Raw genomic sequence first — 23,060 nt, forward strand, 5'->3', positions numbered from 1 at the left:
ACTAAACAAAACACGAAAAAGGCAAGGTGGGCGTGCGGACATCTGGCGAGCGGGAAGGGGGCAAGCGGGCCGGCTTCACGCATTCGCGCGGGCAGTGCCCGACTGCCTTCGCCGGCCGCCGGGAAGGCGGCATGCAACTAACGGTCTGGCTGCTTGGCCGGCGATAGTTCGCTACCGCCGCACCGGGGCGCCGTGTTCCGTAAACGACGGCCGCCGCCGTTCAGCGTATTGCCACCGCCGGCGGTTCGCCGCGATGGCGCAGCGCGGCACGGCCGGCATCGAGATCGACCACCGCGAGCCCGTCCGGCTGCTGTTTCGCGCGCCGCTTCGCGAGCGCGGCGACCGATGCGATCTCGTCGCTGCCGTAGCGCTTCGCGCCATGCGCGCCGGCCGGCACGCCGACCACGCCGATCGCCATCGTCACGAAGCCGAAGAATGCCGGATTGCCGTGGCGGTCCTCGCCGCGCAACCCGCCTGCCTGCCGGTCGGCCTGCGTGTAGAAGAGCTGCGCGCCGTCGTTGAAGCGCGCGATTGCGTCGGCGGCACGTTCGCGCCAGTCGGCGCGCTGGAACAGCACGAGGAAATCGTCGCCGCCGACGTGCCCGAGAAAGTCGCGCTGCGGGTCGCACACGCTGGCCAGTACCGTCGCCGCGAACTTCAGCACCTCGTCGCCCTGCCAGTAGCCGTACTGGTCGTTGAACGGCTTGAACTGGTTCAGGTCGACGTAGCACGCGTGAAAGCCGGCGTCGCGCTGGAGCAGGCGGTCGATGTGCGCGCTGATCGGGATGTTGCCGGGCAGGAACGTCAGCGGATTCGCGTAGCGCGCGGCTTCGATGCGCATCTCGGTCACCGCGCGCACGAGGCTCTCGCCGGTGCCGAGCCCGACGTAGCGGCCGTGTTCGGTGATCACGAAGCCGTCCGCGAGATAGCGCTGGTCGTGGCTCGCGAGCAGCATCGCGAGCTGCTCGAACGTCGTCCCGTTGTCGATCATCAGCGGCGCGTCGTTCGCGAACTGCAGGCACGGCTTCTTGCCGAACACCTCGCGGTGGTACGGCAGCGCGAAGCGGTCGATGAAGCCGCGGCGATTCACCAGCGCGACGGGCCGCCCGCGTTCGACGAGCGCGACCGCGTGCAGGTCGGGCATCCGGTTGAACAGGTCGAGCACGTCGTTGCTGGTCGCGTCGCGAGGCAGTGCCGGCGCCGGAACCAGCATCTTCCCGGCGATCGTGCCGGCCGGCCGCACCGAGCGCGTCGCGCCGGGAAACACCGCGATGTGCGGCGCGCGGATCGCATCGCGCGCGGCCGGCGCGACGACCCGCGACGGCTGCGCGTTCGGCCGGCCGAGCAGGAAACCTTGCACGCAGCAGATGCCCATGTCCCGCACGACGATCAGGTCGCATTCGTTCTCGATGCCTTCCGCGATCAGTTGCGCGCCGCTCGCCTGCGCGAAGTGCTGCATGGCCTTCACGGCCTCGAATTTCAGCGGGTCGCGGGCGATGTCGTGGATGAAGAAGCGGTCGATCTTCACGACGTCCGGATGCAGGCGCAGCCACAGGTTCATGCTCGCGTTCGCGGTGCCGTAGTCGTCGAGCGCGAACTGGATGCCGGTGTCGCGCAGCGAGGCGACCGCCGGCCCGATATGCGTGATGTCGGTCGTCGCGTTCTGCTCGGTCAGCTCGATCACGATGCGCTCGGCGGCGACCCGCGCGCGGCCGAGCAGCTGGCGGATGCGCTCGCGTTCGCGCGCGAGTTGCAGGATCGTGCCCGCGCTGAAATTGAGGAACAGCTTGCCGTCGCAGCCGAGCGCCGCGAACGCGTCGAGGCAGGTGAGCGCGGCGGCCTGTTCGAGCGCGAGGGTCTCGCCTTCGCGCGCAGCCAGCGCGAACAGCGCGGCGGGCGGCTCGAGGTCGGTGCCGCGCGGGCCGCGTATCAGGCCCTCGTATCCGACGACCGTCCCCGACCCGAGATCGACGATCGGCTGGAAGACGGCGGCGAGCGCGCGATCCGCGATCAGGCGCGTGGTGCGGGCGGCAGCGGAGTCGGAGTGGGGCGCGGGCATGGGCGAGAGCAGCCGAATCGACAGGACGCCCGACTTAACGGCACCGCTCGCGGGGAATTGAATGAAGATTTCGTGACGCGATGGGCGTTGCTGGTGCATCGCGTCGGTGTGCAGTTGGGAGGGGGGTACCGCAGGAGGGCGGGAGGGCAGGAGGGCAGGTGGGCAGGTGGGCAGGTGGGCAGTTGGTCGGAAAGGCGGGAAGCGGGAAGCGCGAGGCGCGAGGCGCGAGGCGCGAGGCGGGAAGGCGCGAGGCGGGAGGCGGGAAGGCGGGAAGGCGGGAAGGCGCCACCCGGAGCCATCCCGCCGCCCTGATCGTCAGCGCTTGCCTGCGCTCAGCGCGCCGGGCGCCGATGTCGCGTCGCCCTCGTCGTGCTCGCCGCTCATGTCGCGCGCCCCCCAGCGCTGCGCGAGCGCCGCGCACGCCATCAGCTGGATCTGGTGGAACAGCATCAGCGGCAGCACGATCGCGCCGACCGCGTTCGCCGAGAAGATTACCTTCGCCATCGGCACACCGGCCGCGAGGCTCTTCTTCGATCCGCAGAAGATGATCGTGATCTGGTCGGCGCGGTTGAAGCCGAGCCGCTTGCTGACGAACGCAGTCAGCAACAGCGCAATCGCGAGCAGCACGAGGTTGACGACAAGCAGGCCGCCGAGCGCGCGCGGCGGGATCTGGTGCCACAGGCCTTCGTTGACGGCCTCGCTGAAGGCGACGTAGACGACGAGCAGGATCGAGCCCTGGTCGACGAAGCGCAGCACGCCGCGGTTGCGGTCGATCCAGCCGCCGATCACGGGCCGCAGCAGCTGGCCGGCGATGAACGGCACGAGCAGCTGCATCACGATGCTGCCGACGGTGCTCCACGGCGACGCGGCAGCCGCCGACTGCGACGTGATCATCAGCCCGACGAGCGCCGGCGTGACGAAGATGCCGAGCAGGCTCGACGCGGATGCCGCGCACACGGCGGCCGGCACGTTGCCCTTCGCGATCGACGTGAACGCGATCGACGACTGGACCGTCGACGGCAGCGTGCACAGGAACAGCACGCCCGCATACAGCGTCGGCGTGACGAGCGGCTGCAGCACGGGTTTCAGCGCGAGGCCGAGCAGCGGGAACAGCGCGAACGTGCTGAGCAGCACGACCGCGTGCAGCCGCCAGTGGGTCGCCCCCGCGACGACGGCTTCGCGCGACAGCTTCGCGCCGTGCAGGAAGAACAGCAGGCCGACGGCGATGTTGGTCGCCCAGTTGAACGCGTGCGCGGCCGGGCCGCGGCACGGCAAGAGGCTCGCGAGCACGACGGTGCCGACGAGCGCGAGCGTGAAATTGTCGGGAAGAAAACGGGGACGGGCCATCAGGAACTCGATTCGGAAACGACGGAGGCGCGCGTCGCGCGCGCGGATGGCGCCATTGTCCCGGTTGGCAATTCACTACACAAATTCATTGTGGGAATCGATTGATGAATCAATCTCATGCAACAACGCCCACGGTATCGGCCCGGCCATGCGCAAAACGGCAGAAGAATGTTCTGTCCCGGCCGCGGGCGGAAGTGAAAAAACCTAGCAGTAACATGGTGTTACACCGATGCCGGCGACATAACACTTTTTGGCTCGACACGCTTTCGGCCCGCTCATAAATTACTGCTGAAAGCCTAGCGTCGGCCAAAAGCGGCCGGCGGCGGGCATGGACTGGCTCTGAACGATGACGGAACGGGTGAAACGGAAGATCGGACGATGGGTGGCAGGCGTGCTCGGCGCGCTGCTGATGCCGCTCGCGCTCGCGCAACCGCCCCACGGCGGTCATGCGTTCGGCGGCCACGGCTTCGGTGGCGGCGACATGCGCGCGTACGGTCAGCCGGCTGGCGGTGCGCCCGTCTGGCGCCGCGTCGCGCCTCCTCCTGGTGCACGCGCCGGCGGCGTGAGCGGCTACGGCTCCCGCTGGGGGCTGCGGCCGACGCCGTCGTATGGCCATTACGCCGCGCAGAGCCCGTATCGCCCGATCAGCGCCGACGCGCGTCAGATGCCGCGCCCGCCGGGCGGCGGCAACGTGCCGTTGCGCGCCGGTTCGATCCGCGCCGACGTCGCGCGCTACAACGAGGAGCGCGGCGGCCGTCCGATGCCGCCGCCCCGCTCGCAGGAAGAGCCTGCGCACTCGCCGTTTTTCTCGCCGTTCTACCGAAACTGAGCGCCCGCGCGCTCGTCCCTCCGCCGGCTGATGCGAATTCGCCACAGTCGCGCACAGATTTCCGCTGATTTTCCCGCCGCATTGCGCTATCTTTCGCGCCCGGATCGCGTGTGCCACGCCGCCGGCCCGCCGTGCGACCGCGTTCAGGCCGGGCCGCCGACGGATTTCCGGCCATGTATCCGTTCCGCGAAGTTAATGCTGCCGCTATACCAGCAATAAGTGTGCGCAATTTTGACCGGACGAATGATCCGTAAAGATGGCTGCGCCCCATACGACGCAAGCACTCGGCTCCAAAAAACAACGCTCGCGCCACTTCTCGACAATTCGACAAGATCTGGAGATCTAATGAAAGCATTCGCTCGCCGTGCATCGCGCACGTCCGTCAAGCTGATCGCCGCGGCCGCCTGCGTGGCGGCAACCGCTCCCGTCCATGCACAGTCGAGCGTGTCGCTCTATGGTCAGGTCGACGAATGGGTCGGCGCAACCAAGTTCCCGGGCGGCAACCGCGCGTGGAACGTGAGCGGCGGCGGGATGTCGACGTCGTACTGGGGCATGCACGGCGCCGAGGATCTCGGCAACGGCTACAAGGCGATCTTCACGCTGGAAAGCTTCTTCCGCGCGCAGAACGGCCAGTTCGGCCGCTTCCAGGGCGACACCTTCTTCGCACGCAACGCGTACGTCGGCATCGATTCGCCGTACGGCACGGTGACGGCCGGTCGCCTGACGACGCACCTGTTCCTGTCGACGATCCTGTTCAACCCGTTCTACGACTCGTATACCTTCTCGCCGATGGTGTACCACGTGTTCCTCGGCCTCGGCACGTTCCCGACCTATCCGAGCGACCAGGGTGCCGTCGGCGATTCGGGCTGGAACAACGCGCTGTCGTATACGTCGCCGTCGTTCGGTGGCCTGAATTTCGGCGCGATGTACGCGCTCGGCAACCAGGCCGGCGACAACGGCTCGAAGAAGTGGAGCGCGCAGTTCAACTATGCGAACGGCCCGTTCGCGGCGACCGCGGTCTACCAGTACGTGAACTTCAACAACGGCCCGCGTGACCTGAGCGCGCTGGTGGCCGGCATGAAGAGCCAGGGCATCGCGCAAGTCGGCGCGACCTACGACCTGAAGTACGTGAAGCTGTTCGGCCAGTACATGTATACGAAGAATGACCAGGTCGCGGGCAGCTGGCACGTGAATACCGCGCAAGGCGGCGTGTCGGTGCCGCTCGGCGTGGGCAACGCGATGGCGTCGTACGCGTACTCGCGCGACGCGGGCGGCCTCGACCAGACGCGCCAGACCTGGGCCGTCGGCTACGACTATCCGCTGTCCAAGCGCACGGATGTCTACGCTGCGTACATGAACGACCACATCAGCGGCCTGTCGTCCGGCAACACGTTCGGCGCCGGCATCCGCGCGAAGTTCTGACGCGCACACGCGACCGGTGCGCCGGTCGCGCGCGAAAATCGCGTCCGCGCTACATGTTTTTCCGCCCAAACGGCGCCGCCACCCGCGGCGCCGTTTTGCCTTTGTTGACCTTTCTGTTTCCTCGCCTTTGTTACCCTATCTCGTAATTGGACCATTCCCCCGTCATTACGAGCTAGTTCGATGGATACCCTCGTCAGCATGAATGTGTTTCGCTACGTCGTCGAAGTGGGCAGCTTCGTCGGCGCGGCCGAGCGCATGCAGATGTCGGCTGCGATGGCGAGCAAGCACGTGATGCATCTCGAGCAACAGCTCGGTGCGCGGCTGCTGCATCGCACGACACGACGCGTCGCCCCTACCGAGGCGGGACGCGAATACTATGAGCGCCTCGTGCAGGCGCTGTCGGAACTCGACGAAGCCGGGCAGGCCGTCGGCGCCGCAAGCGTGGTGCCGCAAGGCAGGCTGCGCGTGACGTCGCTGTCCGCGTTCGGGCTGCGGCACGTGATGCAGGCCGTCACCGATTATGCGGGCCGGTTCCCGGACGTGACCGTCGACATGACGCTGTCCGATCGCGTGGTCGACCTGATCGAGGAAGGCTACGACGTCGCGGTGCGCGCGGCGCCGAACGGCTTGAAATCGTCGTCGCTGGTCGCGCGGCAGATCGCGACCGCGCACATCCTGCTGGTCGCGTCGCCCGAGTATCTCGAGAAACACGGCACCCCCACGACGATCGCCGATCTCGCGCACCACAACTACCTGCGGCGCGACTCGAATTCGACGATGCTCGACTCGCTGGTGATCGACGCGGCCGCCGCGTCGCGCGTGAACCTCAACGGCAACCTGATCGTGAATCACCTCGAAGGGCTGCGTGCGGCCGTGCTTGCGGGCGCGGGCATCGCGCTGCTCGGCACCGAGGTGGTCGGCGACGACATCGAGTCCGGCCGGCTCGTGCCGGTGCTGCTCGATGCGGTGCCGCCGCACGAGGCGCCGATCTATGCGGTCTACGCGAGCCGGCGTCACGTGTCCGCGAAGGTGCGTTCGTTCGTCGACTTCCTGGCGGCGCGTTTCGAAGGGCAGTCGCTGTGCCCGTCGATCGAATCGCACCTGCGCGTGCTGCCGATGACGCGGATGAAGCGCGCGGTCTGAACCGTCTTTCCCGCTGCGGCGGGGCAATGAAAAAGCGCGAACCGCTGCGGTTCGCGCTTTTTGTTTTGTCTGACGGTATGTGCGCCGGTAGCGGCCGTCGTGGCCGCCGCATCCGTCAGCGCGGAATGCCGAGCCGTGCCTTCGCGTCGTCGTACTCGCGCTTCAGGCGCTCGACGAGCGCACCCACGCTCGGCAGGTCGTCCATCAGGCCGACGCCCTGGCCGGCGCCCCAGATGTCCTTCCACGCCTTCGTCTTGTCGCTGCCGAAATTCATCTTGGTCTTGTCGGATTCCGGCAGTGCGTCCGGATCGAGGCCGGCCTTCTCGATGCTCTCGCGGATGTAGTTGCCGTGCACGCCCGTGAACAGGTTCGTGTAGATGATGTCCGACGATTTTGCGTTCACGATCGCGTGCTTGTAGTCGTCGATCGCGTGCGCTTCCTGGGTCGCGATGAAGCGCGTGCCCATGTACGCGAAATCGGCGCCCATCGCCTGCGCGGCGAGGATCGAGCCGCCGTTCGCGATCGAGCCGGACAGCACGATCGGACCGTCGAAGATCTTGCGGACTTCGCCGACGAGCGCGAACGGCGACGTCGTGCCTGCGTGGCCGCCTGCGCCGGCCGCGACGAGGATCAGCCCGTCGACGCCGGCTTCGAGCGCCTTCTGCGCGTGACGCAGGTTGATCACGTCGTGCAGCACGATGCCGCCGTAGCTGTGCACCGCGTCGACGATCTCGCGCGCCGGCGCGCGCAGGCTCGTGATGAAGATCGGCACCTTGTGCTCGACGCACACGCGCACGTCGTGCTCGAGCCGCGCATTCGACTGATGGACGATCTGGTTGACCGCGATCGGGCCGATCACCGCGTCGGGATTTTTTGCCTGGTGGTCGGCGAGCTCGGACTGGATCTGCGTGAGCCACTCGTCGAGCAGTTCGGCCGGGCGGGCGTTGAGCGCGGGGAATGAACCGACGATGCCCGCCTTGCATTGCGCGAGCACGAGTTCGGGGTAGCTGACGATGAACATCGGCGACGCGATGACGGGCAGCGTCAGGTTTTGCAGGACGGTGGGCAATGCCATGTGATGTCTCCAGTCTCCAGGGGCGGTCGCGCAGTCGCGCCGACGCCATGCTTTGCGGTCGAACCGTAATTCGAGTGTAGCTGCGAAACGAGGTCGTTCTTATTAATACGAACGATCGTGCGATTCTACGCGAGCTTAACAAACTGCACGGTGTGGCGGCAATCGAGTGAGTGTTCTCTTTCTACGGATTCAGGGGGGTACCGCGCTGTGCAGACGCGCAAGCGCTCCTAAAATAACCGCCATAACAAACCAACGAGAAACAAACCATGTCGTTTGAGGCGTTTGCACCGTTTCGCGTGACGGTGCAGGACACCGACATCTTCGGTGTCAAAGGAGGCGCGGGTCCGCCGCTCCTGTTGCTGCACGGACATCCGCAAACCCACATGATCTGGCATCGCGTTGCCGCGACGCTCGCGAATCATTTCACGGTGATCGCCACCGACCTGCGCGGTTACGGCGCATCGGGCAAGCCGCCGAGCGACGCGCAGCATGCGCCGTATTCGAAACGTGCGATGGCGGCCGACCAGGTCGCCGTGATGCGGCATTTCGGTTTCGACCACTTCCATGTGTGTGCGCACGATCGCGGCGCGCGGGTCGCGCACCGGCTCGCGCTCGATCATCCGGACGCCGTCGAGCGGATGATGCTGCTCGACATCGCGCCGACGCTCGCGATGTACGAGAAAACCGATCGTGCGTTCGCGACCGCGTATTTCCACTGGTTCTTCCTGATCCAGCCGGCGCCGCTGCCGGAGACGCTGGTCGGCGCGCATACCGATGCGTACATCGAGCGCGTGATGGGCAACCGGTCCGCCGGGCTCGCGCCGTTCGCGCCCGAGGCGCTCGCCGCGTACCGGGCCGCGCTCGCGCAGCCGGGCGCCGTGCATGCGATGTGCGAGGACTACCGCGCGTCCGCGACGATCGATCTCGAGCACGACCGTGCGGATCTCGAGCGCGGCAACAAGGTCGCGTGCCCGCTGCGCGTGCTGTGGGGCGAGAACGGGATCGTCGGTCGCTGCTTCGATCCGCTCGACGAATGGCGTCGTGTCGCGCGCGACGTCAGCGGCCGCGCGCTCGACTGCGGGCACTACATTCCGGAAGAGGCGCCCGTCGCGCTGATCGACGAGCTGCTCGCGTTTTTCGAGGCGCGCGACCCGGCGGCATAAGTGCGCGTGCGGGCGGCGCGTGCCGCCCGCTGCTCAGCGGTGCGCGCCGTCGTCCTCGACGAGCGGCGGCAGCCGGCGCGGCACCGGTGTCGATTTCACGATCGCGGTGCTCGTCTCGGCCCGCTCCGTCACTTTCGACAGGATGCCGTCGAGGTGCTCGATCGTGCGCAGGTAGAGCCGGCAGATGAAGCAGTCGTCGCCGGTGACCTTGTCGCATTCGACGAATTCGGGAATCCGCCGCAGCATCTCTTCGACGAGATGCAATTGGCCGGGCAGCGGCTTCACGCGGACGATCGCCTGCAGCGTGTAGCCCAGCGCGCGCGGGTCGAGCTCGACCGTGAACGCGGCAATCACGCCTTGCGCTTCGAGCCGCCGCACGCGGTCGGCGGTCGCGGGCGCCGACAGCCCGATCTGCCGGGCGAGTTCGCTGGTGGCGATGCGCGCGTCGTCGGCCAGCGCCGCGAGGATCGCGCGGTCGATCGCGTCGAGCGACGCGACCGCGGGCGGGGAAAGGCGTTTCGGCATGATCGCTTTGCTTTCGAAGGTGAATCGGTTGATTTACTTCAGTTTAGCCGTGGTTGTCGTGAAAGCAAGTTTCTAGAATCGAAGTCATCCACTCTTCTGAACGGAGTTCACGATGGCTTCGAATGAAATTCGCCGCGGCGCCGCCGAGATGGTCGTCGCGATGATGATGTCCGGCACGATCGGCTGGCTCGTGATGTCGTCGCAGCAGCCGCTGACGAACGTCGTGTTCTTCCGTTGCCTGTTCGGTGCCGCGACGCTTGCGATCGTCTGCGCGGCGTTCGGCTTCCTGCGTCGCGCGCTGTTCTCGCCGCGGATGCTCGCGCTTGCGACGCTCGGCAGCGTCGCGATCGTCGCGAACTGGCTGCTGCTGTTCGCCGCCTATTCGCGCGCATCGATCTCGATGGCGACCGCCGTCTACAACACGCAGCCGTTCATGCTGGTCGCGCTCGGCGCGATCGTGTTCCGCGAGCGGATCACCGCGTCGACGGTGGCGTGGCTCGCGCTCGCATTCGTCGGGCTCGTCGCCGTGGTGCGCGTCGAGCCGGCCGTGCTCGCGGTGCCGGGCGAATATCTGGAAGGCGTCGCGCTGTCGCTCGGCGCGGCCTTTCTGTATGCGATCTCGTCGATCGTCACGAAGCACCTGAAGGGCACGCCGCCGCATCTGCTCGCGCTGCTGCAGGCCGGCCTCGGTGTCCTGCTGCTCGCGCCGTTCGCGCACTTCGGCACGCTGCCGGCGACCGCCGCGCAGTGGTTCGACCTCGTTGTGCTCGGCGTCGTGAACACGGGCCTGATGTATGTGCTGCTGTACGGCGCGATCCAGAAGCTGCCGACCGCGATGACGGGTGCGCTGTCGTTCGTCTATCCGGTCGTCGCGATCGTCGTCGATCACGTTGCGTTCGGGCAGACGCTCGCGTGGACGCAGGTGTTCGGCGCGCTGCTGATCCTGCTCGCGGCGGCCGGCGTGAATCTCGGCTGGCGCATCGTGCCCGCGCGTCGCGCGGCAGTCGGCAACTGAAACGGTCGTACGATTCGGCGCCGCCGCGGCGCAGCGCCGCGGCGTGTCGAATGCGAATTTCAGGAACGCGTATTGGGAGCGGATGGCGCGCAGATGGCGAGCGAAAGCGGCGCGCGCGCACGCATGAAAGACGCTGTAAGAAGTTGTAGGGAAACACCCGATGCGATGCGGCCGCGTCGCTCGTATGATGCGGGCTGTGACGTTGATCACGTTCACAGGATTCCGATCTCGATGCCGTTCGCCCGTCAGGCTGAACGGCTTTTTTTTATGCGCCGCTTCCCGCAATCAGCCGCCGCCGCGCATCGAGCCGCGCGAGCAACGCGCGCCTCGCGTCGTCGTCCGACGCACGCCACCCCTTGATCTCGTCACGCGTGCGCAGGCAACCCGCGCACCAGTCGGTGCGCGGATCGATCCGGCAGACGTCGGTGCACGGCGACGCGACCGTGCCGACTTGCACCGGCACGTCGCTCACGCGGGCTCCCGCAACGCGACGTCCGCGACCGGCGCACCCGTCAGCGACACGAGTTCGTTCGGCGACAGGTTGAACACCGCGTGCGGATGGCCGGCGGCCGCCCACAGGCTGTCGAGCGCGAGCAGGTCGGCGTCGATCAGCGTGACGGGTTCGACGAGATGGCCGATCGGGCAGACGCCGCCGATCGCGTAGCCGGTGTTGTCGCGCACGAACTTCGCGTCCGCGCGGCCCACTGCGCCGACCTGCGCGGCGACCTTCTTCTCGTCGACGCGATTGACGCCGCTCGCGACTACGAGCACCGGCGCACCGTCCGACTGCCGGCGAAACAGGATCGACTTCGCGATCTGCGCGACCGAGCAGCCGAGTCCGGCTGCGGCTTCGGCGGAAGTCTTGCCGGTTTCGGCGAGCATCACGATGCCTTTCTCGTGGCCGCGCTCGCGCAGCAGCAGCGCGACGCGTCGCGCGGAATCGGGGAGGGCGTCGAGTGAAGCGGGTGTCGTCATGTCGAGGAATCCGTGGAAAGTCGGGGTCACACGCAGTTCGCGGCGTCGGCCGCGCTCTGCGCCTTGGCGAGCAGTGCGCGACCGGCGCGCGACACGTTCGCGCGGCCGATCGCGTTCGAGATGAAGTCGCCGGCGGCGACGACCTGCGCGAGATCGATGCCGGTTTCGATGCCGAGGCCCTGCATCAGGTACAGCACGTCCTCGGTCGCGACGTTGCCGGTCGCGCCCTTCGCGTACGGGCAGCCGCCGAGGCCCGCGACCGACGCGTGGAAGATCTCGATCCCTTCGAACAGCGCCGCGTAGATGTTCGCGAGCGCCTGGCCGTAGGTGTCGTGGAAGTGGCCCGACAGGCGTTCGCGCGGAAACACGCGCGTGACGGCCGACAGCACTTCGCGCGTGCGCTTCGGCGTGCCGACGCCGATCGTGTCGGCGATGTCGATCTCGTCGCAGCCGAGCGCGGCGAAGCGTTCGACGACGTCGACGACCGATGCGACCGGCACTTCGCCCTGATACGGGCAGCCGAGCGTGCACGACACGCTGCCGCGCAGCCGCAGGCCCGCATCCTTCGCGGCCTTCGCGACGGGCTCGAAGCGCGCGATGCTCTCGGCGATGCTGCAGTTGATGTTCCGCTGCGAGAAGGCCTCGCTTGCCGCGCCGAAGATCACGACTTCGTCGGCGCGCGCGGCGACCGCATTCTCGAAGCCCTTCAGGTTCGGCGTGAGCACCGAGTACACCGTGCCCGCGCGGCGCTCGATGCCGGCCATCACGTCGGCGCCGTCGGCCATCTGCGGCACCCATTTCGGCGACACGAACGACGCGGCCTCGATATTGCGGAAGCCGGCGTGCGACAGCCGGTCGACGAGCGCGATCTTCACGTCGGTCGGCACGAAGGTCTTCTCGTTCTGCAGCCCGTCGCGCGGGCCGACTTCGACGATCTTGACGGCGGTGGGGAACGTCATGGTTGTCTCCTGGTTTGCTTGTAGGTTCAGTAGCCGCGTGCGTAGTCGACGATGCCGCCGACGCGCTCGCCGCGCTCGAGCGCGCGGATCTTGCCGGCGATCTGTGCGATGGCTTCGTCGCGCAGCGTCTCGGCCGAGCTGTGCGGGGTGATCGTGATGCGCGGCGCGTGCCAGAACGGATGGTCTTCCGGCAGCGGCTCGCGATCGAACACGTCGAGCGTCGCGGCGGCCACCTGGCCGCTCGACAGCGCGTCGAGCAGGTCGGCTTCGACGAGATGCGCGCCGCGCGCGACGTTGATGACATACGCGCCGGGCGCGAGCCGCGCAAAGGTGCGCGCCGACAGGATGCCGTCGGTGTCGGGCGTGCTCGGCAGCAGGTTGACGAGCACCTTCGCGCCGTCGATGCATGCGTCGAACGCGCCTTCTCCGGCAAAGGTCGTGACGCCGTCGAGCTGCTTCGCGCTGCGGCTGTAGCCGCGCACGGGCAGGCCGAGCGCGGCGAGCGCTTGCGCGACCTGCGCGCCGAGCACGCCGAGGCCGAGCACGGCGACGGTGAAGCTGGCGCGCGCGTGCGGTTCGAGCGGCCGCCAGCAGCGCTCGCGCTGCAGCGCGTCGTATTCGTCAAAGCGGCGCAGGTAGCGCAGCACCGCGTGCGTCACGTATTCGACCATCTGCTGCGCCATGCCCGAATCTTCCAGGCGCACCAGCGGTACGTGCCGCGGCAGCGTGCCCGGATGCGCGCGCTCGAGCGCGAGCAGCGCGTCGACGCCGGCGCCGAGGTTGAAGATCGCGCGCAGGCCGTCGCGCGGCGTGAAGAATTCGCGCGGCGCGCGCCAGACGAGCGCGTAGTCGGCGGCGGCCGTGTCGCCCGGCTGCCACGCGCGCAGTTGGGCTTCCGGCAGCGCATGCGCGAACGCGTCGCGCCACGCGCCTGCTTCCTGGTGCGGGGAATGGAACAGGATCTTCATTGGATGACGATGCGCGCGCCGGCGAGGCGCGTCACGGGAATGGCGAGAGGAGCCGGGCGCAGCGCGCCGGCGGGCGTAGCGGACATCGGGCGTCTCCTGACGACCGGGCGCCCGGCGCGTCGGCGCCCGGCCCCGGTTCCGTATGAAGCTGACGGGAAGCCCACATTCTACGGTTTCGCGGCGCATCGCGCGCCGGTACTGCGGGGCGGGCGACCGGCGTGGGCGACCGGCGTGGGCGGCCGCTCCCGGATGGCCGGCCCCCGGATGGCCGGCCCACGCAAAAGCAAAGCACAAAATATTGGTTCGGTGGCCGCGGGCGCCGCGCCACAATCGAATCCCGTCTTCAAGCAAGCGAGGGCAATCATGCGCGCATGCAGCAAATCGGCGTGGCCGCCGCGGCTCGTCACCGTTCCGGGCCTGCACGGCAGCGAAGGCGCTCACTGGCAGACCTGGCTCGAACGGCAGTTCCCGCGCTCGCTGCGCGTCGAGCAGCACGACTGGGACGCGCCCGATCTCGCGCGCTGGGCGCAATCGGTGCGCGCGTTGCTCGACCGCGAACGCGGCCCGTTCGTGCTGGCCGCGCACAGCTTCGGCTGCCTCGCGGCTGCGCATGCGCTTGCACAGTGGCCGCACGCGGGCAATGTCGCTGGCGTGCTGCTCGTCGCGCCCGCCAGTCCGAAGAAATTCACGTTTGCCGGGCCGTTCGACGCGCGCCGGCTCGCCGTGCCGTCGATCGTGATCGGCAGCGAGACCGATCCGTGGATGCCGCTCGCCGATGCGCGCACGCTCGCGCAGCACCTCGGCAGCGCGTTCGTGAACCTCGGCGACGCCGGGCACATCAACACGGCGGCTGGCTTCGGGCCGTGGCCGCGCGCGAAGTATTTCATCGACACGCTCGTCCACTGCGCGGCACCGCTGCGCTTTCGCGACGCGGACGACGGCTTCGAAGCCACGCTCGTCGACCGCGCGCTCGCGCACGCGATCTGACCAGCCGGGCGGGCGGCGCGCACGGCCCGTCTGGGCCGCGCCACGCTGCGCCGTCGTGCCTACGCCGCGGAGACGAGCTGTACCGGCGCCGGATCCGGATAGCTCGGCCGGCCGTTCTCGACGTGGCCCGCGAAACGGCGCGAGAAGGTGCCGGCAGCGCCGTCGCTCACTGTCACGTCATACCATTGGTGCCTCGACGCGAGCGTCCACTGCTCGACACGCTCGTCGCCGCCATGCGGCGTCACCTGCCGCGACGGCGCGCCGTACGTGTTGTCGGTCAGCGGCAGCGTGACGCGAGCCCCGCCGGGGTTGCGCAGCTTCAGGTACAGGTTCCCGTTGTTGTCCACCTCGGTTCTGCTGCGATCGGGGGACGGAAGCGGAGGGATCAGCCGGGCGACGACGCGGCGGCACTCGACGCGGCCGCATTCGCCGTGGGCTTCGCGTCGTCGTCGTCATCGGGCGGGTAGTGCACGACGGGCGGCGCGAGCGGCGCGGCATCGGACGCGGCGGCGTTCGCGGCTGCATCGTTGTTGAATGCGCTGGCGGAGCCGGCCGATGCGCCGGCCTGCTGCGACGCGTCGGTCGCGTGTGCGTCGTGCGGCGCGTCGTCGCTGCAGGCGGCGACGAAAGCGGCGGCACAAAGAACGACAACGACGGAAACGCGACGCATGACTTCTCTCCTGGCAGGCTGATCGGGAAACGTTTTCGAGTATGCCGATACGGTGCGACGTTTCGGTGAATCGTTTGCGACCGGCGCGTGATCGCGGAATGCTTTCGAGATCCTGACCCGTCGCCCGAACGGAATGGTGCCCGTGCAACATTTCCCGGTGGACGATGCGGGCCGGGCACTTTTACGCGGGCACGCGACGCGATGCGCGAAGACGTTCACGGCAGCGTGACGGTTCATGATGAACGTGTGCAGCCGATCGCGTTGCGTCAGCGCCGCGGCGTGCGTCGCCGCACCTCGCTGCGCAGCCAGTCGAGCCAGGTGCGGATCGCCGCTTCGTGCGGATGGCCGGGGCGCCACACGACGTAGTGCGCATACACGTCGGTCACGCGCACCGTCGACACGCGCACGAGCGTGCCGTCCGCGAGTTCGGGCTCGATCAGTGAGCGTCGCGCGAGTGCGACGCCGCGTCCTTTCAGCGTCGCGTCGATCAGCGCATTCGCATCGGTGAAGCGCGGCGCGCGCGCGGATTCGGTGAGGCCGAGCCGCGCGGCCTGGAGCCACGGTTCCCACGGCTGGGCGGGATGGCGCAGCAGCGTCGCGCGCACGAGATCCGCCGGCGCGCGCGGCGCGACGCCGTCGCGATTGCGGTACGCGGGGCTCGCGACCGGAAAGATCGTCTCGTTCATCAGCTTCTCGGCGACGACGCCCGGCCACGTGCCGGGCCCGTAGCGCAGCGCGACGTCGATGCGGTCGCGCTTGCGCAGCGGCGCGAGTGCCACGTCCGGGTGCAGCGCGATCGCGATGTGCGGATGCGCGGCCGAGAAGCGCGGCAGGCGCGGGGCGAGCCAGCGCTCGGCGACGCTCGGCAGCACGCTGACGTTCAGCGTGACGTCGCCGGTGCGCGGGCGGCTGCGCGTGGCGAGTGCCGGCTCGAATGCGCGTTCCAGCACGCTGAGGCCTTGGCGCACCTGCAGTGCGAGCGCGTGCGCGGCGTGCGTCGGCGTCGCGCCGTTGCGTTCGCGCGTGAAGAGCGGGTAGCCGAGCTGCGCCTCGAGCGCGCGGATGTGCTGGCTGACGGCGCCTTGCGTGAGCGCAAGTTCGTCGGCCGCGCGCGTGAAGCTCTGCAGCCGCACGGCGGTCTCGAACGCGCGCAGCGTCTGCAGCGGAGGAAGGTGGATGCGTCGCATGCAGGTATTAGTAACACTAATGTCCGAGCACGACAATTCATCGTTTGCGGCGCAAGTGCACGCGTTCCTACACTCGGTTCCGTCTTCCACAGCCCCGTCGGGCCACACCACCATGAACGCATATCGTCTCTATCTGTCGCCAGGCGCCTGCTCGCTTGCCGCCCACATCGCACTGGAGGAAACCGGCGCGCCGTTCGACGTCGAGATCGTCTCCGTGCAGAAGCAGCAGAACCTCGAAGCGCGCTATCTCGCGATCAACGCGAAGGCGCGCGTGCCGGTGCTCGCGATTCCAGGCGAGCCGCGCGTGCTGACCGAAACGCCGGCGATCCTCACGTATCTCGCGCGCCGTTATCCGGACGCGCAATTGCTGCCGCTCGGCGATCCGTTGCGCGAGGCACGGTGTCACGAATGGCTCGCCTGGCTGGTCGGCTGGGTGCATGGCGTCGGCTACGGCGCGCTGTGGCGGCCGGGTCGCTTCATCGGCGATCCGGCCCTGCACGGCGAGGTCAGTGCGCACGGTCGAGACACGATCGAAGCCGCGAATGCAACGATCGAAGCCGCGCTCGCAGACGGTCGCCCATGGGCCGAGCCAGGCGCACATTCGATCGTCGATCCGTTCCTGTTCGTGCTGTATCGCTGGGGTGTCGCGATCGGGCTCGACATGACGCGGCATCCCGCGTGGACTGCCCATGCGCTGCGCGAGGCCGAACGGCCGGCCGCGCGACGTGCGTTGGTGCGCGAAGGGGCCTGATGCAAGCGTGGGTGTCGCGGCGGGTGCCGCGATGCCCGCGGGCATCGCACGGCCGCTATCGCGCGGCGAACAGCGGATAGGTTGCGGCGGCGACCAGCGCGGCCGTGAGCCACACGACGCTCCACGAACTGACGGCGAGCAGCGGTGGAATCGCGAGCGGCGTGGCGAACAGTCCGAGGTAGCAGATCGTGTTTGCCATCCCGAGCGCGGTGCCCGCGTGGTTCGCGCCCGCCAGCGTCGCGAGCTCCGTGTACGCGACGCCGTGCCACGCCGACACGCAGATGCCGGCGAACACGAGAATCACGACGATCGCGGCGACGGGGACTTGCGGGCAGCCTGCCGTCGCGGCCGCAAGCAGCGCGAACGACCCGGCCGCGACGAGCACCGAGCGGCGCAGGTACGCGCGCCGGTTGCCGTGCCGGTCGGTATGGCGGCCGCTCCAGACGCGCGTCACCATCGCGCCGAGCTGCAGCACGACCATCGCCGCGCTGATGCCGGCGAGGCCGAGCCGGCCGAAGTCGTGCAGGAACACCGTCGCGAACGTGAGCACCGCGAACTGCGGTGCGCACAGCGTGCCGATGCCGAGCACGATGCGCCACACGGGGCCGCTCGTCAGCGGGCCGCGGGTGCGCGGGGCTGCGCGATGCGGCTGTTCCGCCGCGCGTGTCGCAGCGGCGTCCACGGTGACCGGTGCGGCGGGCGGCTCGTGCAGCCAGCGCCAGGTCAGCGCCGCCGATCCCGCGCACAGCAGCATCAGCGTGCCGAATACCGCGGCAAAGCCCAGGTGCGACGCGAGCGACGGCAGCAGCGCTGCGCCGATCCCGCCGCCGAGCGGCACGGCCGTCTGGCGGATGCTCATCGCGAGCCCGCGTTCGCGCTCGCCGAACCAGCGCATCACCGCGCGCCCGCTCGACCCGTTCACGCTGCCGCCGAGCAGGCCGACGCAGCACATCGCCGCGACGACCCGCAGCAGCGGCGGCACCCCGTGCGCGGTCGGGACGATCGTGCACACCATCAGCGCGAACATCGCGGCCGTCGCGACGAGCCCGGCGAGCAGCACGCGGCGATCGCCGAAGCGATCGGCGGCCATCCCCCACGGCAGCTCGGACAGCGCGACGCCGAAGCCGAGCGCGCCGAGCACGAGGCCGAGTGCGCCGTTGTCGAGGTGATAGGCCGTGCGCATCCACACCGCCGTGGTCGGAATGCCCGCCGCTGCGGCCGAAAAGCTCATGTTCGCGGCGACGCCGGCGGCCAGCACGCGCCAGCGATGGGCCGGGCCACGTGCATCGCGGGCGGGCGAGGAGGGGGAGGCGAGGTACGAGGTATCCATGACGGCAGGCCCGGTTGGAAATTGACATCGACAGTCTGGCGACCTACATTCATCCTGAAAATCGGAAAGTTCTTGATGAATCGTTCGATGAAACAGGATGGTTGATATGCCCGGACAAGACATTCCGCGCGACGGCGGCGAGTCGCTCGCGCTGGCCGATGCCGCGCTGGCACGGCCAAACTTCGACGTGGCGGCGCTGCGTAGCCTCGTCGCGGGGGTGGATCTCGGCAGTTTTGCGAAGGCGGCCGACCGCGTCGCGCGCTCGTCGTCGGCGGTGAGCGCGCAGATCCGCAAGCTCGAGGAGCAGGCCGGCACGCCGCTGTTCGTGAAAGCCGGGCGCGGGCTGGCGCTGACCGACGCCGGCGACGCGATGCTGCGCTATGCGCGGCGGATGATCGAGCTGAACGACGAGGCGGCCGCGGCGGTGCGCGGCACGAATCTCGACGGCTGGGTGCGCGTCGGGCTGCAGGAGGATTTCGGCGAGGCGATCCTGCCCGACGTGCTCGGGCGGTTCGCGCGCGCGCATCCGAAGGTGCGGATCGAGGCGCGGGTGGCGCGCAATGCCGATTTGCTCGACCGGCTCGACGCGAACCAGCTCGATCTCGCGCTGGTGTGGGGCGATCCGGCGTCGGCGGCGCTGGTGGCGCGCACGGGGATCGACAGCGAGGCGATCGCACAGGTGCCGATGCAGTGGGTCGGGGCGGCGGGAGCGGGCGGCTTCGGCATGCCGGGCGGTGCCGCGGAGGAGGGTACGGAAGGCGGCGCGCTCGAAACGGGCGGCCGTGCGATACGCGCGCCGGGCGAGCCGCTGCCGCTCGTCGTGTTCGACCGGCCATGCCGGTTCTTCGGCGCGGCGACCGGCGCGCTCGACCGCGCGGGCGTGCCGTGGCGGGTCGCGTTCACGACGCCGAGCCTCGCCGGGCTATGGGCCGCGGCGGCGGCCGGCCTCGGGCTGACGGTGCGCTCGCACTACGGGCTGCCCGCATCGGTGCGCGTGCTCGATGCGGCGACGTGCGGGCTGCCGGCACTGCCGAGCCTGCCGCTGATCCTGCTGCGGCGCACGTCGTCGGCCACGCCGACCGTCGATCGGCTCGCGCGGATCGTGAAGCAGGCGGTGCGGGAGGCGACGGAGGGGGCGGCGCTGGCGGCGTGATATCGAGTGGCTGGCATGCTTCGGGCGGCCGTTCGGCCTATTGGAGCAACAGGGCGAATGTCGTGACAATGGCGGATCACTCAATGGAGCCCATCATGCAAGTTGCCACTGTCCCCGAAGCCGCGCTCGATCTGCAGCGGCTGCTCGATGCCGCGATCGCCGGCGAGCGCGTCGTGATTGCGCAGGATGGCAAACAGTCGGTCCGGCTGGTGCCGCTTGAGCCCATCCATCGGTTCGGCGCCCTCAAGGGGCAGATATGGATTGCCGACGATTTCGACGCACCCCTTTCCGCCGAAGAGCTGGCCGAGTTCGAAGGGAAGTAATGCGGTTGCTGGTCGATACGCACATCTTTCTGTGGATGTGGGGTGACGATCCGAAACTGAGCGTGCGTGCGCGCAGGCTGATCACTTGCGCTGATGCCGTGTTCGTCAGCAGCGCGAGCATCTGGGAAATGGCGATCAAAGCCGGGAAGGGAAAGCTGGATGTCGACGTGGATTTGCTCGTCGGTGAGATCAAGACGAGCAAGTATCGTGAGCTACCGGTCCGGGCTACGCATGGTGCTGCCGTGCGTCATCTGCCACATCATCATGGCGACCCGTTCGACCGGTTGCTCGTCGCGCAAGCGTGGTGTGAACCGCTGTTGCTCGTCACGGCCGACAGCCACCTCGCGCAATATGGTGCGTCCCGAATCCTGACAGTCTGAAACAGTTTCGGAAGCGAAATGCTACGCTGCCGCGACAGCGTGCGTGGACGTTTCCAGTTCCGCACAAATGGCTGCCAGCCGCGCCCTCAACCCTTCACTCGCCGGCACGAACGGCAGCCGCAACCCGTCCTCGCACCACCCTTGCGCGGCCAGCACGGCCTTCACCGGCGCCGGGTTCGGCTCCGCGAACAGCGCCGCGACGAGCGGCTGCAGCGCAACCGACAGGCGCCGCGCATCGGCGAGCCGCCCGTCGCGCAGCAGCGCGTGGATGCGCACATGCCATTGGGGCAGCACGTGCGCACTGCTCGCGATCGCGCCGTGCGCACCGGCGCACATCGCCGCGAAGTTCTGGTTGTCGTCGCCGGACAGGATCGCGAGCGGCGTGTCGTGCACGAGCCGGCTCATCCGGTCGAGCGTGCCGCCGCATTCCTTGATGCCCGCGACGCGCGGGTCCTGCGCCAGCGCCTGCAGCGTCTCCAGTTCGACGTTCACACCGGTGCGGTACGGGATGTTGTAGACGAGCACCGGCAGGTCGGCCGCCTCGACGATCGCCTCGACGTGGCGGCGGATGCCGTCCTGCGTCGGCCGCACGTAGACGGGAGGCGTGACGAGCAGCCCGTCGGGCCGCAGTGCCGCGAGTTCGCGCGCGCGGGCGGCCGCGAAGTGCGTCGCGCTTGCGGTCAGCCCGACGACGATCGGCAGCCCGGGCGCCGCGTCGCGCAGCGTCGCGAACACCGCATCCTGTTCGCGCGCGTCGAGCAGCACGCCCTCACCGGTCGTCGCCCCTGCGACGAAGCCCGCGATGCCCGCGGCCGCATAGTGGCGCGCGAGCCGCGCGAGCGCGGCGTGGTCGACCTCGCCGTGGTGGAACGGCGTAATGATCGGCAGCCAGATACCTTCGAAACGTGTGTTCATGCAAAGCCTCATGGTGGAAACGGAGTGGGAAGGAACCGTTCCGCCGGCGGAGTGCCGGAGCGAGGCGTGCGTGCAAGGAGAAAGAAACGACCTGCGGGCATCCCGTCCGGCATTCGCCTGACGGGACGCGACGTCCCCGTCAGTCGAGGAGTCGTTTTTTCAGTTTCAGCCCGGCCGCGCGCGTACCTGCCGCGACGGCGGCGAGGATCGAAAGCGAGCGCAGGGCAGCGGACATGGAGGAACCGTAAGTGGGCTGAGCGGCGATCTTAACACCGGATCCGATGCGTGCGCGAGCGTCCGCCGCCGTTTAGCAGGATTCGAGATTTGCTTTCCACGACTGATTGGAAAGCGCGTCGCGCCCGGCCGCTAGAATGCCCGCTTACGTTTCGATGACAGCGCGTACGCGTGCCGTCACGCACACTCACCACCACTGGAAACGGGGCATATCACGATGGCAAGCATGAAGGGGATCGGCCGCTGGCTGCACACGGGCGCCGCGGCGGCGCTGGTCGTGGCGGCGACGGCCGCGCACGCGGACACGTCGATCCTGAACGTGTCGTACGACGTGACGCGCGAGCTGTACAAGGACATCAACACGAGCTTTGCGGCCGCCTACAAGCAGAAGACCGGCGAGACGGTGGCGATCAAGCAGTCGCACGGCGCGTCGAGCGCGCAGGCGCTGTCGGTGCTGCAGGGGCTGCAGGCCGACGTCGTGACGATGAACCAGCCGAACGACATCGACCTGCTCGCCGAGCGCGGCCAGTTGCTGCCGAAGGACTGGCGTGCACGTTTCCCGGACAACAGCTCGCCGTACTCGACCACGATGGTGTTCCTGGTGCGCAAGGGCAACCCGAAGGCGATCAAGGACTGGAGCGATCTCGCGAAGCCGGGTGTCCAGGTGATCATCGCGAACCCGAAGACGTCGGGCAACGGCCGCTACGCGTATCTCGCCGCGTGGGGCTTCCAGAAGCAGAAGGGCGCGACCGACCAGCAGGCGCTCGACTTCGAGAAGGCGATTTTCCGCAACGTGCCGGTGCTCAACTCGGGCGGCCGAGGGGCGACGACCACGTTCACGCAGCGCGGCATCGGCGACGTACTCGTGACGTTCGAGAACGAAGTCGCACTGATGGACACGGGTGCATCGGGCGCGCAGTTCGACGCCGTGTATCCGTCGGCGAGCATCCTCGCGGAGCCGCCGGTCGCCGTCGTTGACAAGGTCGTCGACAAGAAAGGCACGCGCAAGGTTGCGCAGGCGTATCTCGACTACCTGTACACGCCGGAAGCGCAGGAGATCATCGCGCAGCATCATCTGCGCCCGCGCGACGCGAACGTGCTGAAGAAGCATGCGGCCGAGTTCAAGCCGCTGAAGACGTTCAGCGTCGAGCAGGTCTTCGGCAGTTGGGCGAACGCGCAGAAGACGCACTTCGCCGACGGCGGCACGTTCGATCGCGTGATCGTCGACCGGAAGTGACAGGCCGGCGCGCACCGTGCGCGCCGCGGCAGGATCAACGGGAAGCCGGCCGCTGATGCGGCCGGCTTTTTTCATGGCGGTGACCCGTCCTGAAATAGGTTGACACTTTTTCGCCGAAGCGAAGAGGTGCCAAGTGCAACAAGGGATCAAACGAACGCAGCGGGACTACAGCCTGGCTTTTAAGCTGTCGGTGGTGGCGCAAGTCGAAAAAGGCGAACTGACGTACAGAGAGGCGCAGCAGCGCTACGGCATCCAGGGGCGCTCGACCGTGCTGGTATGGTTACGTAAGCACGGCTTGCAGGATTGGGCCGATCCATCCGGCCGTGCGCGATCGGGTTCCACCATGCCAAAGCCAGACTCAAAGCCACTCACACCGGAGCAGCGCATCAAAGAGTTGGAGACGCAGTTGCGAG

At 68.4% G+C, this 23,060-nt stretch carries 23 protein-coding genes and 2 pseudogenes; 12 read left to right on the forward strand and 13 right to left on the reverse strand.

Annotated elements, in window-relative coordinates; translation table 11 throughout:
* Positions 1–220 precede the first annotated feature (220 nt).
* Together QZM67_RS37065 and QZM67_RS37070 are read right to left on the reverse strand one after the other, a co-directional pair.
* Positions 221–2,059 carry an EAL domain-containing protein gene (locus QZM67_RS37065; protein ID WP_301811020.1) on the reverse strand — a complete coding sequence of 613 codons (1,839 nt, stop codon included), beginning with the start codon at positions 2,057–2,059 and terminating at the stop codon, positions 221–223.
* Positions 2,060–2,374: 315 nt separating this feature from the next.
* Entirely contained in the window at positions 2,375–3,406 is a 1,032-nt protein-coding gene (locus QZM67_RS37070; protein ID WP_011353419.1) for a bile acid:sodium symporter family protein, read from the reverse strand.
* A gap of 346 nt (positions 3,407–3,752) precedes the next feature.
* On the opposite strand from QZM67_RS37070, the gene QZM67_RS37075 reads away from it, so the two are divergent.
* From QZM67_RS37075 to QZM67_RS37085, 3 genes are all read left to right on the forward strand, one after another.
* Complete coding sequence (locus tag QZM67_RS37075; protein WP_043187012.1) at positions 3,753–4,235, forward strand: hypothetical protein; 483 nt, start codon at positions 3,753–3,755, stop codon at positions 4,233–4,235.
* Positions 4,236–4,580: 345 nt separating this feature from the next.
* Complete coding sequence (locus tag QZM67_RS37080) at positions 4,581–5,657, forward strand: porin (RefSeq protein WP_043187014.1); 1,077 nt, start codon at positions 4,581–4,583, stop codon at positions 5,655–5,657.
* A 180-nt stretch (positions 5,658–5,837) separates the two neighbouring features.
* Positions 5,838–6,800, forward strand: coding sequence for a LysR family transcriptional regulator (locus tag QZM67_RS37085; RefSeq protein ID WP_043187016.1), 963 nt, complete (start codon positions 5,838–5,840; stop codon positions 6,798–6,800).
* A 115-nt stretch (positions 6,801–6,915) separates the two neighbouring features.
* Here QZM67_RS37085 and QZM67_RS37090 read toward each other — a convergent pair whose 3' ends face one another.
* Positions 6,916–7,875 (reverse strand): nitronate monooxygenase family protein, encoded by a 960-nt coding sequence (locus QZM67_RS37090; RefSeq protein WP_043187018.1) that lies wholly within the window; start codon positions 7,873–7,875, stop codon positions 6,916–6,918.
* 266 nt (positions 7,876–8,141) lie between these two features.
* Here QZM67_RS37090 and QZM67_RS37095 point away from each other — a divergent pair, with 266 nt between their 5' ends.
* Entirely contained in the window at positions 8,142–9,038 is an 897-nt protein-coding gene (locus QZM67_RS37095) for an alpha/beta fold hydrolase (protein WP_043187020.1), read from the forward strand.
* A gap of 33 nt (positions 9,039–9,071) precedes the next feature.
* Here the strand turns inward: QZM67_RS37095 and QZM67_RS37100 are convergent, their stop codons facing one another.
* The gene (locus tag QZM67_RS37100) at positions 9,072–9,563 is read right to left on the reverse strand and encodes an Lrp/AsnC family transcriptional regulator (RefSeq protein ID WP_043187021.1); all 492 of its coding nucleotides are present in this window, start codon (positions 9,561–9,563) and stop codon (positions 9,072–9,074) included.
* A 112-nt stretch (positions 9,564–9,675) separates the two neighbouring features.
* Here QZM67_RS37100 and QZM67_RS37105 point away from each other — a divergent pair, with 112 nt between their 5' ends.
* Positions 9,676–10,578, forward strand: coding sequence for a DMT family transporter (locus QZM67_RS37105; RefSeq protein WP_301811021.1), 903 nt, complete (start codon positions 9,676–9,678; stop codon positions 10,576–10,578).
* A gap of 265 nt (positions 10,579–10,843) precedes the next feature.
* Here the strand turns inward: QZM67_RS37105 and QZM67_RS37110 are convergent, their stop codons facing one another.
* Genes QZM67_RS37110 through QZM67_RS37125 form a run of 4 tightly spaced genes read right to left on the reverse strand, consistent with a single transcriptional unit; the run spans position 10,844 to position 13,480 of the window.
* The gene (locus QZM67_RS37110) at positions 10,844–11,050 is read right to left on the reverse strand and encodes a DUF1289 domain-containing protein (RefSeq protein WP_043187024.1); all 207 of its coding nucleotides are present in this window, start codon (positions 11,048–11,050) and stop codon (positions 10,844–10,846) included.
* Entirely contained in the window at positions 11,047–11,553 is a 507-nt protein-coding gene (locus QZM67_RS37115; RefSeq protein ID WP_043187025.1) for a YbaK/EbsC family protein, read from the reverse strand. The genes QZM67_RS37110 and QZM67_RS37115 overlap by 4 nt, the downstream gene beginning before the upstream one ends.
* 26 nt (positions 11,554–11,579) lie before the next feature.
* Positions 11,580–12,512 carry a hydroxymethylglutaryl-CoA lyase gene (locus tag QZM67_RS37120; protein ID WP_089451378.1) on the reverse strand — a complete coding sequence of 311 codons (933 nt, stop codon included), beginning with the start codon at positions 12,510–12,512 and terminating at the stop codon, positions 11,580–11,582.
* A gap of 26 nt (positions 12,513–12,538) precedes the next feature.
* Positions 12,539–13,480 (reverse strand): glyoxylate/hydroxypyruvate reductase A, encoded by a 942-nt coding sequence (locus QZM67_RS37125; protein ID WP_301811022.1) that lies wholly within the window; start codon positions 13,478–13,480, stop codon positions 12,539–12,541.
* Between the two features lie 363 nt (positions 13,481–13,843).
* Between QZM67_RS37125 and QZM67_RS37130 the strand changes: the two genes are divergently transcribed.
* Positions 13,844–14,467 (forward strand): alpha/beta hydrolase, encoded by a 624-nt coding sequence (locus QZM67_RS37130; RefSeq protein ID WP_175025500.1) that lies wholly within the window; start codon positions 13,844–13,846, stop codon positions 14,465–14,467.
* A gap of 59 nt (positions 14,468–14,526) precedes the next feature.
* Here QZM67_RS37130 and QZM67_RS37135 read toward each other — a convergent pair.
* From QZM67_RS37135 to QZM67_RS37145, 3 genes and pseudogenes are all read right to left on the reverse strand, one after another.
* Positions 14,527–14,805 (reverse strand): annotated as a pseudogene (locus QZM67_RS37135) (phospholipase domain-containing protein); the annotation flags it as partial.
* 47 nt (positions 14,806–14,852) lie between these two features.
* Positions 14,853–15,137 carry a hypothetical protein gene (locus QZM67_RS37140; protein ID WP_043187035.1) on the reverse strand — a complete coding sequence of 95 codons (285 nt, stop codon included), beginning with the start codon at positions 15,135–15,137 and terminating at the stop codon, positions 14,853–14,855.
* Positions 15,138–15,403: 266 nt separating this feature from the next.
* Positions 15,404–16,324 (reverse strand): LysR substrate-binding domain-containing protein, encoded by a 921-nt coding sequence (locus tag QZM67_RS37145; protein WP_301811023.1) that lies wholly within the window; start codon positions 16,322–16,324, stop codon positions 15,404–15,406.
* A gap of 112 nt (positions 16,325–16,436) precedes the next feature.
* Between QZM67_RS37145 and QZM67_RS37150 the strand changes: the two genes are divergently transcribed.
* On the forward strand, positions 16,437–17,075 hold the full coding sequence (locus tag QZM67_RS37150) for a glutathione S-transferase family protein (protein ID WP_301811024.1): 639 nt from the start codon (positions 16,437–16,439) through the stop codon (positions 17,073–17,075).
* A 55-nt stretch (positions 17,076–17,130) separates the two neighbouring features.
* On the opposite strand, the gene QZM67_RS37155 is transcribed toward QZM67_RS37150, so the two are convergent.
* On the reverse strand, positions 17,131–18,405 hold the full coding sequence (locus QZM67_RS37155; RefSeq protein WP_301811025.1) for an MFS transporter: 1,275 nt from the start codon (positions 18,403–18,405) through the stop codon (positions 17,131–17,133).
* Between the two features lie 106 nt (positions 18,406–18,511).
* Between QZM67_RS37155 and QZM67_RS37160 the strand changes: the two genes are divergently transcribed.
* From QZM67_RS37160 to QZM67_RS37170, 3 genes are all read left to right on the forward strand, one after another.
* Entirely contained in the window at positions 18,512–19,558 is a 1,047-nt protein-coding gene (locus tag QZM67_RS37160) for a LysR substrate-binding domain-containing protein (protein ID WP_301811026.1), read from the forward strand.
* 95 nt (positions 19,559–19,653) lie between these two features.
* Positions 19,654–19,881: a type II toxin-antitoxin system Phd/YefM family antitoxin gene (locus QZM67_RS37165; RefSeq protein WP_041493132.1), complete on the forward strand. Its 228-nt coding sequence runs from the start codon at positions 19,654–19,656 to the stop codon at positions 19,879–19,881.
* Entirely contained in the window at positions 19,881–20,261 is a 381-nt protein-coding gene (locus QZM67_RS37170; RefSeq protein ID WP_174988741.1) for a type II toxin-antitoxin system VapC family toxin, read from the forward strand. Before QZM67_RS37165 ends, QZM67_RS37170 begins: the two co-directional genes overlap by 1 nt.
* Positions 20,262–20,282: 21 nt before the next feature.
* Here QZM67_RS37170 and dapA read toward each other — a convergent pair whose 3' ends face one another.
* Positions 20,283–21,176: a 4-hydroxy-tetrahydrodipicolinate synthase gene (dapA, locus tag QZM67_RS37175; protein ID WP_301811027.1), complete on the reverse strand. Its 894-nt coding sequence runs from the start codon at positions 21,174–21,176 to the stop codon at positions 20,283–20,285.
* Between the two features lie 451 nt (positions 21,177–21,627).
* Between dapA and QZM67_RS37180 the strand changes: the two genes are divergently transcribed.
* Both QZM67_RS37180 and QZM67_RS37185 read left to right on the forward strand, forming a co-directional pair.
* Positions 21,628–22,647 carry a sulfate ABC transporter substrate-binding protein gene (locus QZM67_RS37180; RefSeq protein ID WP_301811028.1) on the forward strand — a complete coding sequence of 340 codons (1,020 nt, stop codon included), beginning with the start codon at positions 21,628–21,630 and terminating at the stop codon, positions 22,645–22,647.
* A 133-nt stretch (positions 22,648–22,780) separates the two neighbouring features.
* Positions 22,781–23,060, forward strand: a pseudogene (locus QZM67_RS37185) (IS3 family transposase); the annotation flags it as partial.

It is taken from the genome of Burkholderia sp. AU45251, assembly GCF_030482905.1.
Taxonomy (GTDB): Bacteria; Pseudomonadota; Gammaproteobacteria; order Burkholderiales; family Burkholderiaceae; genus Burkholderia; species Burkholderia aenigmatica.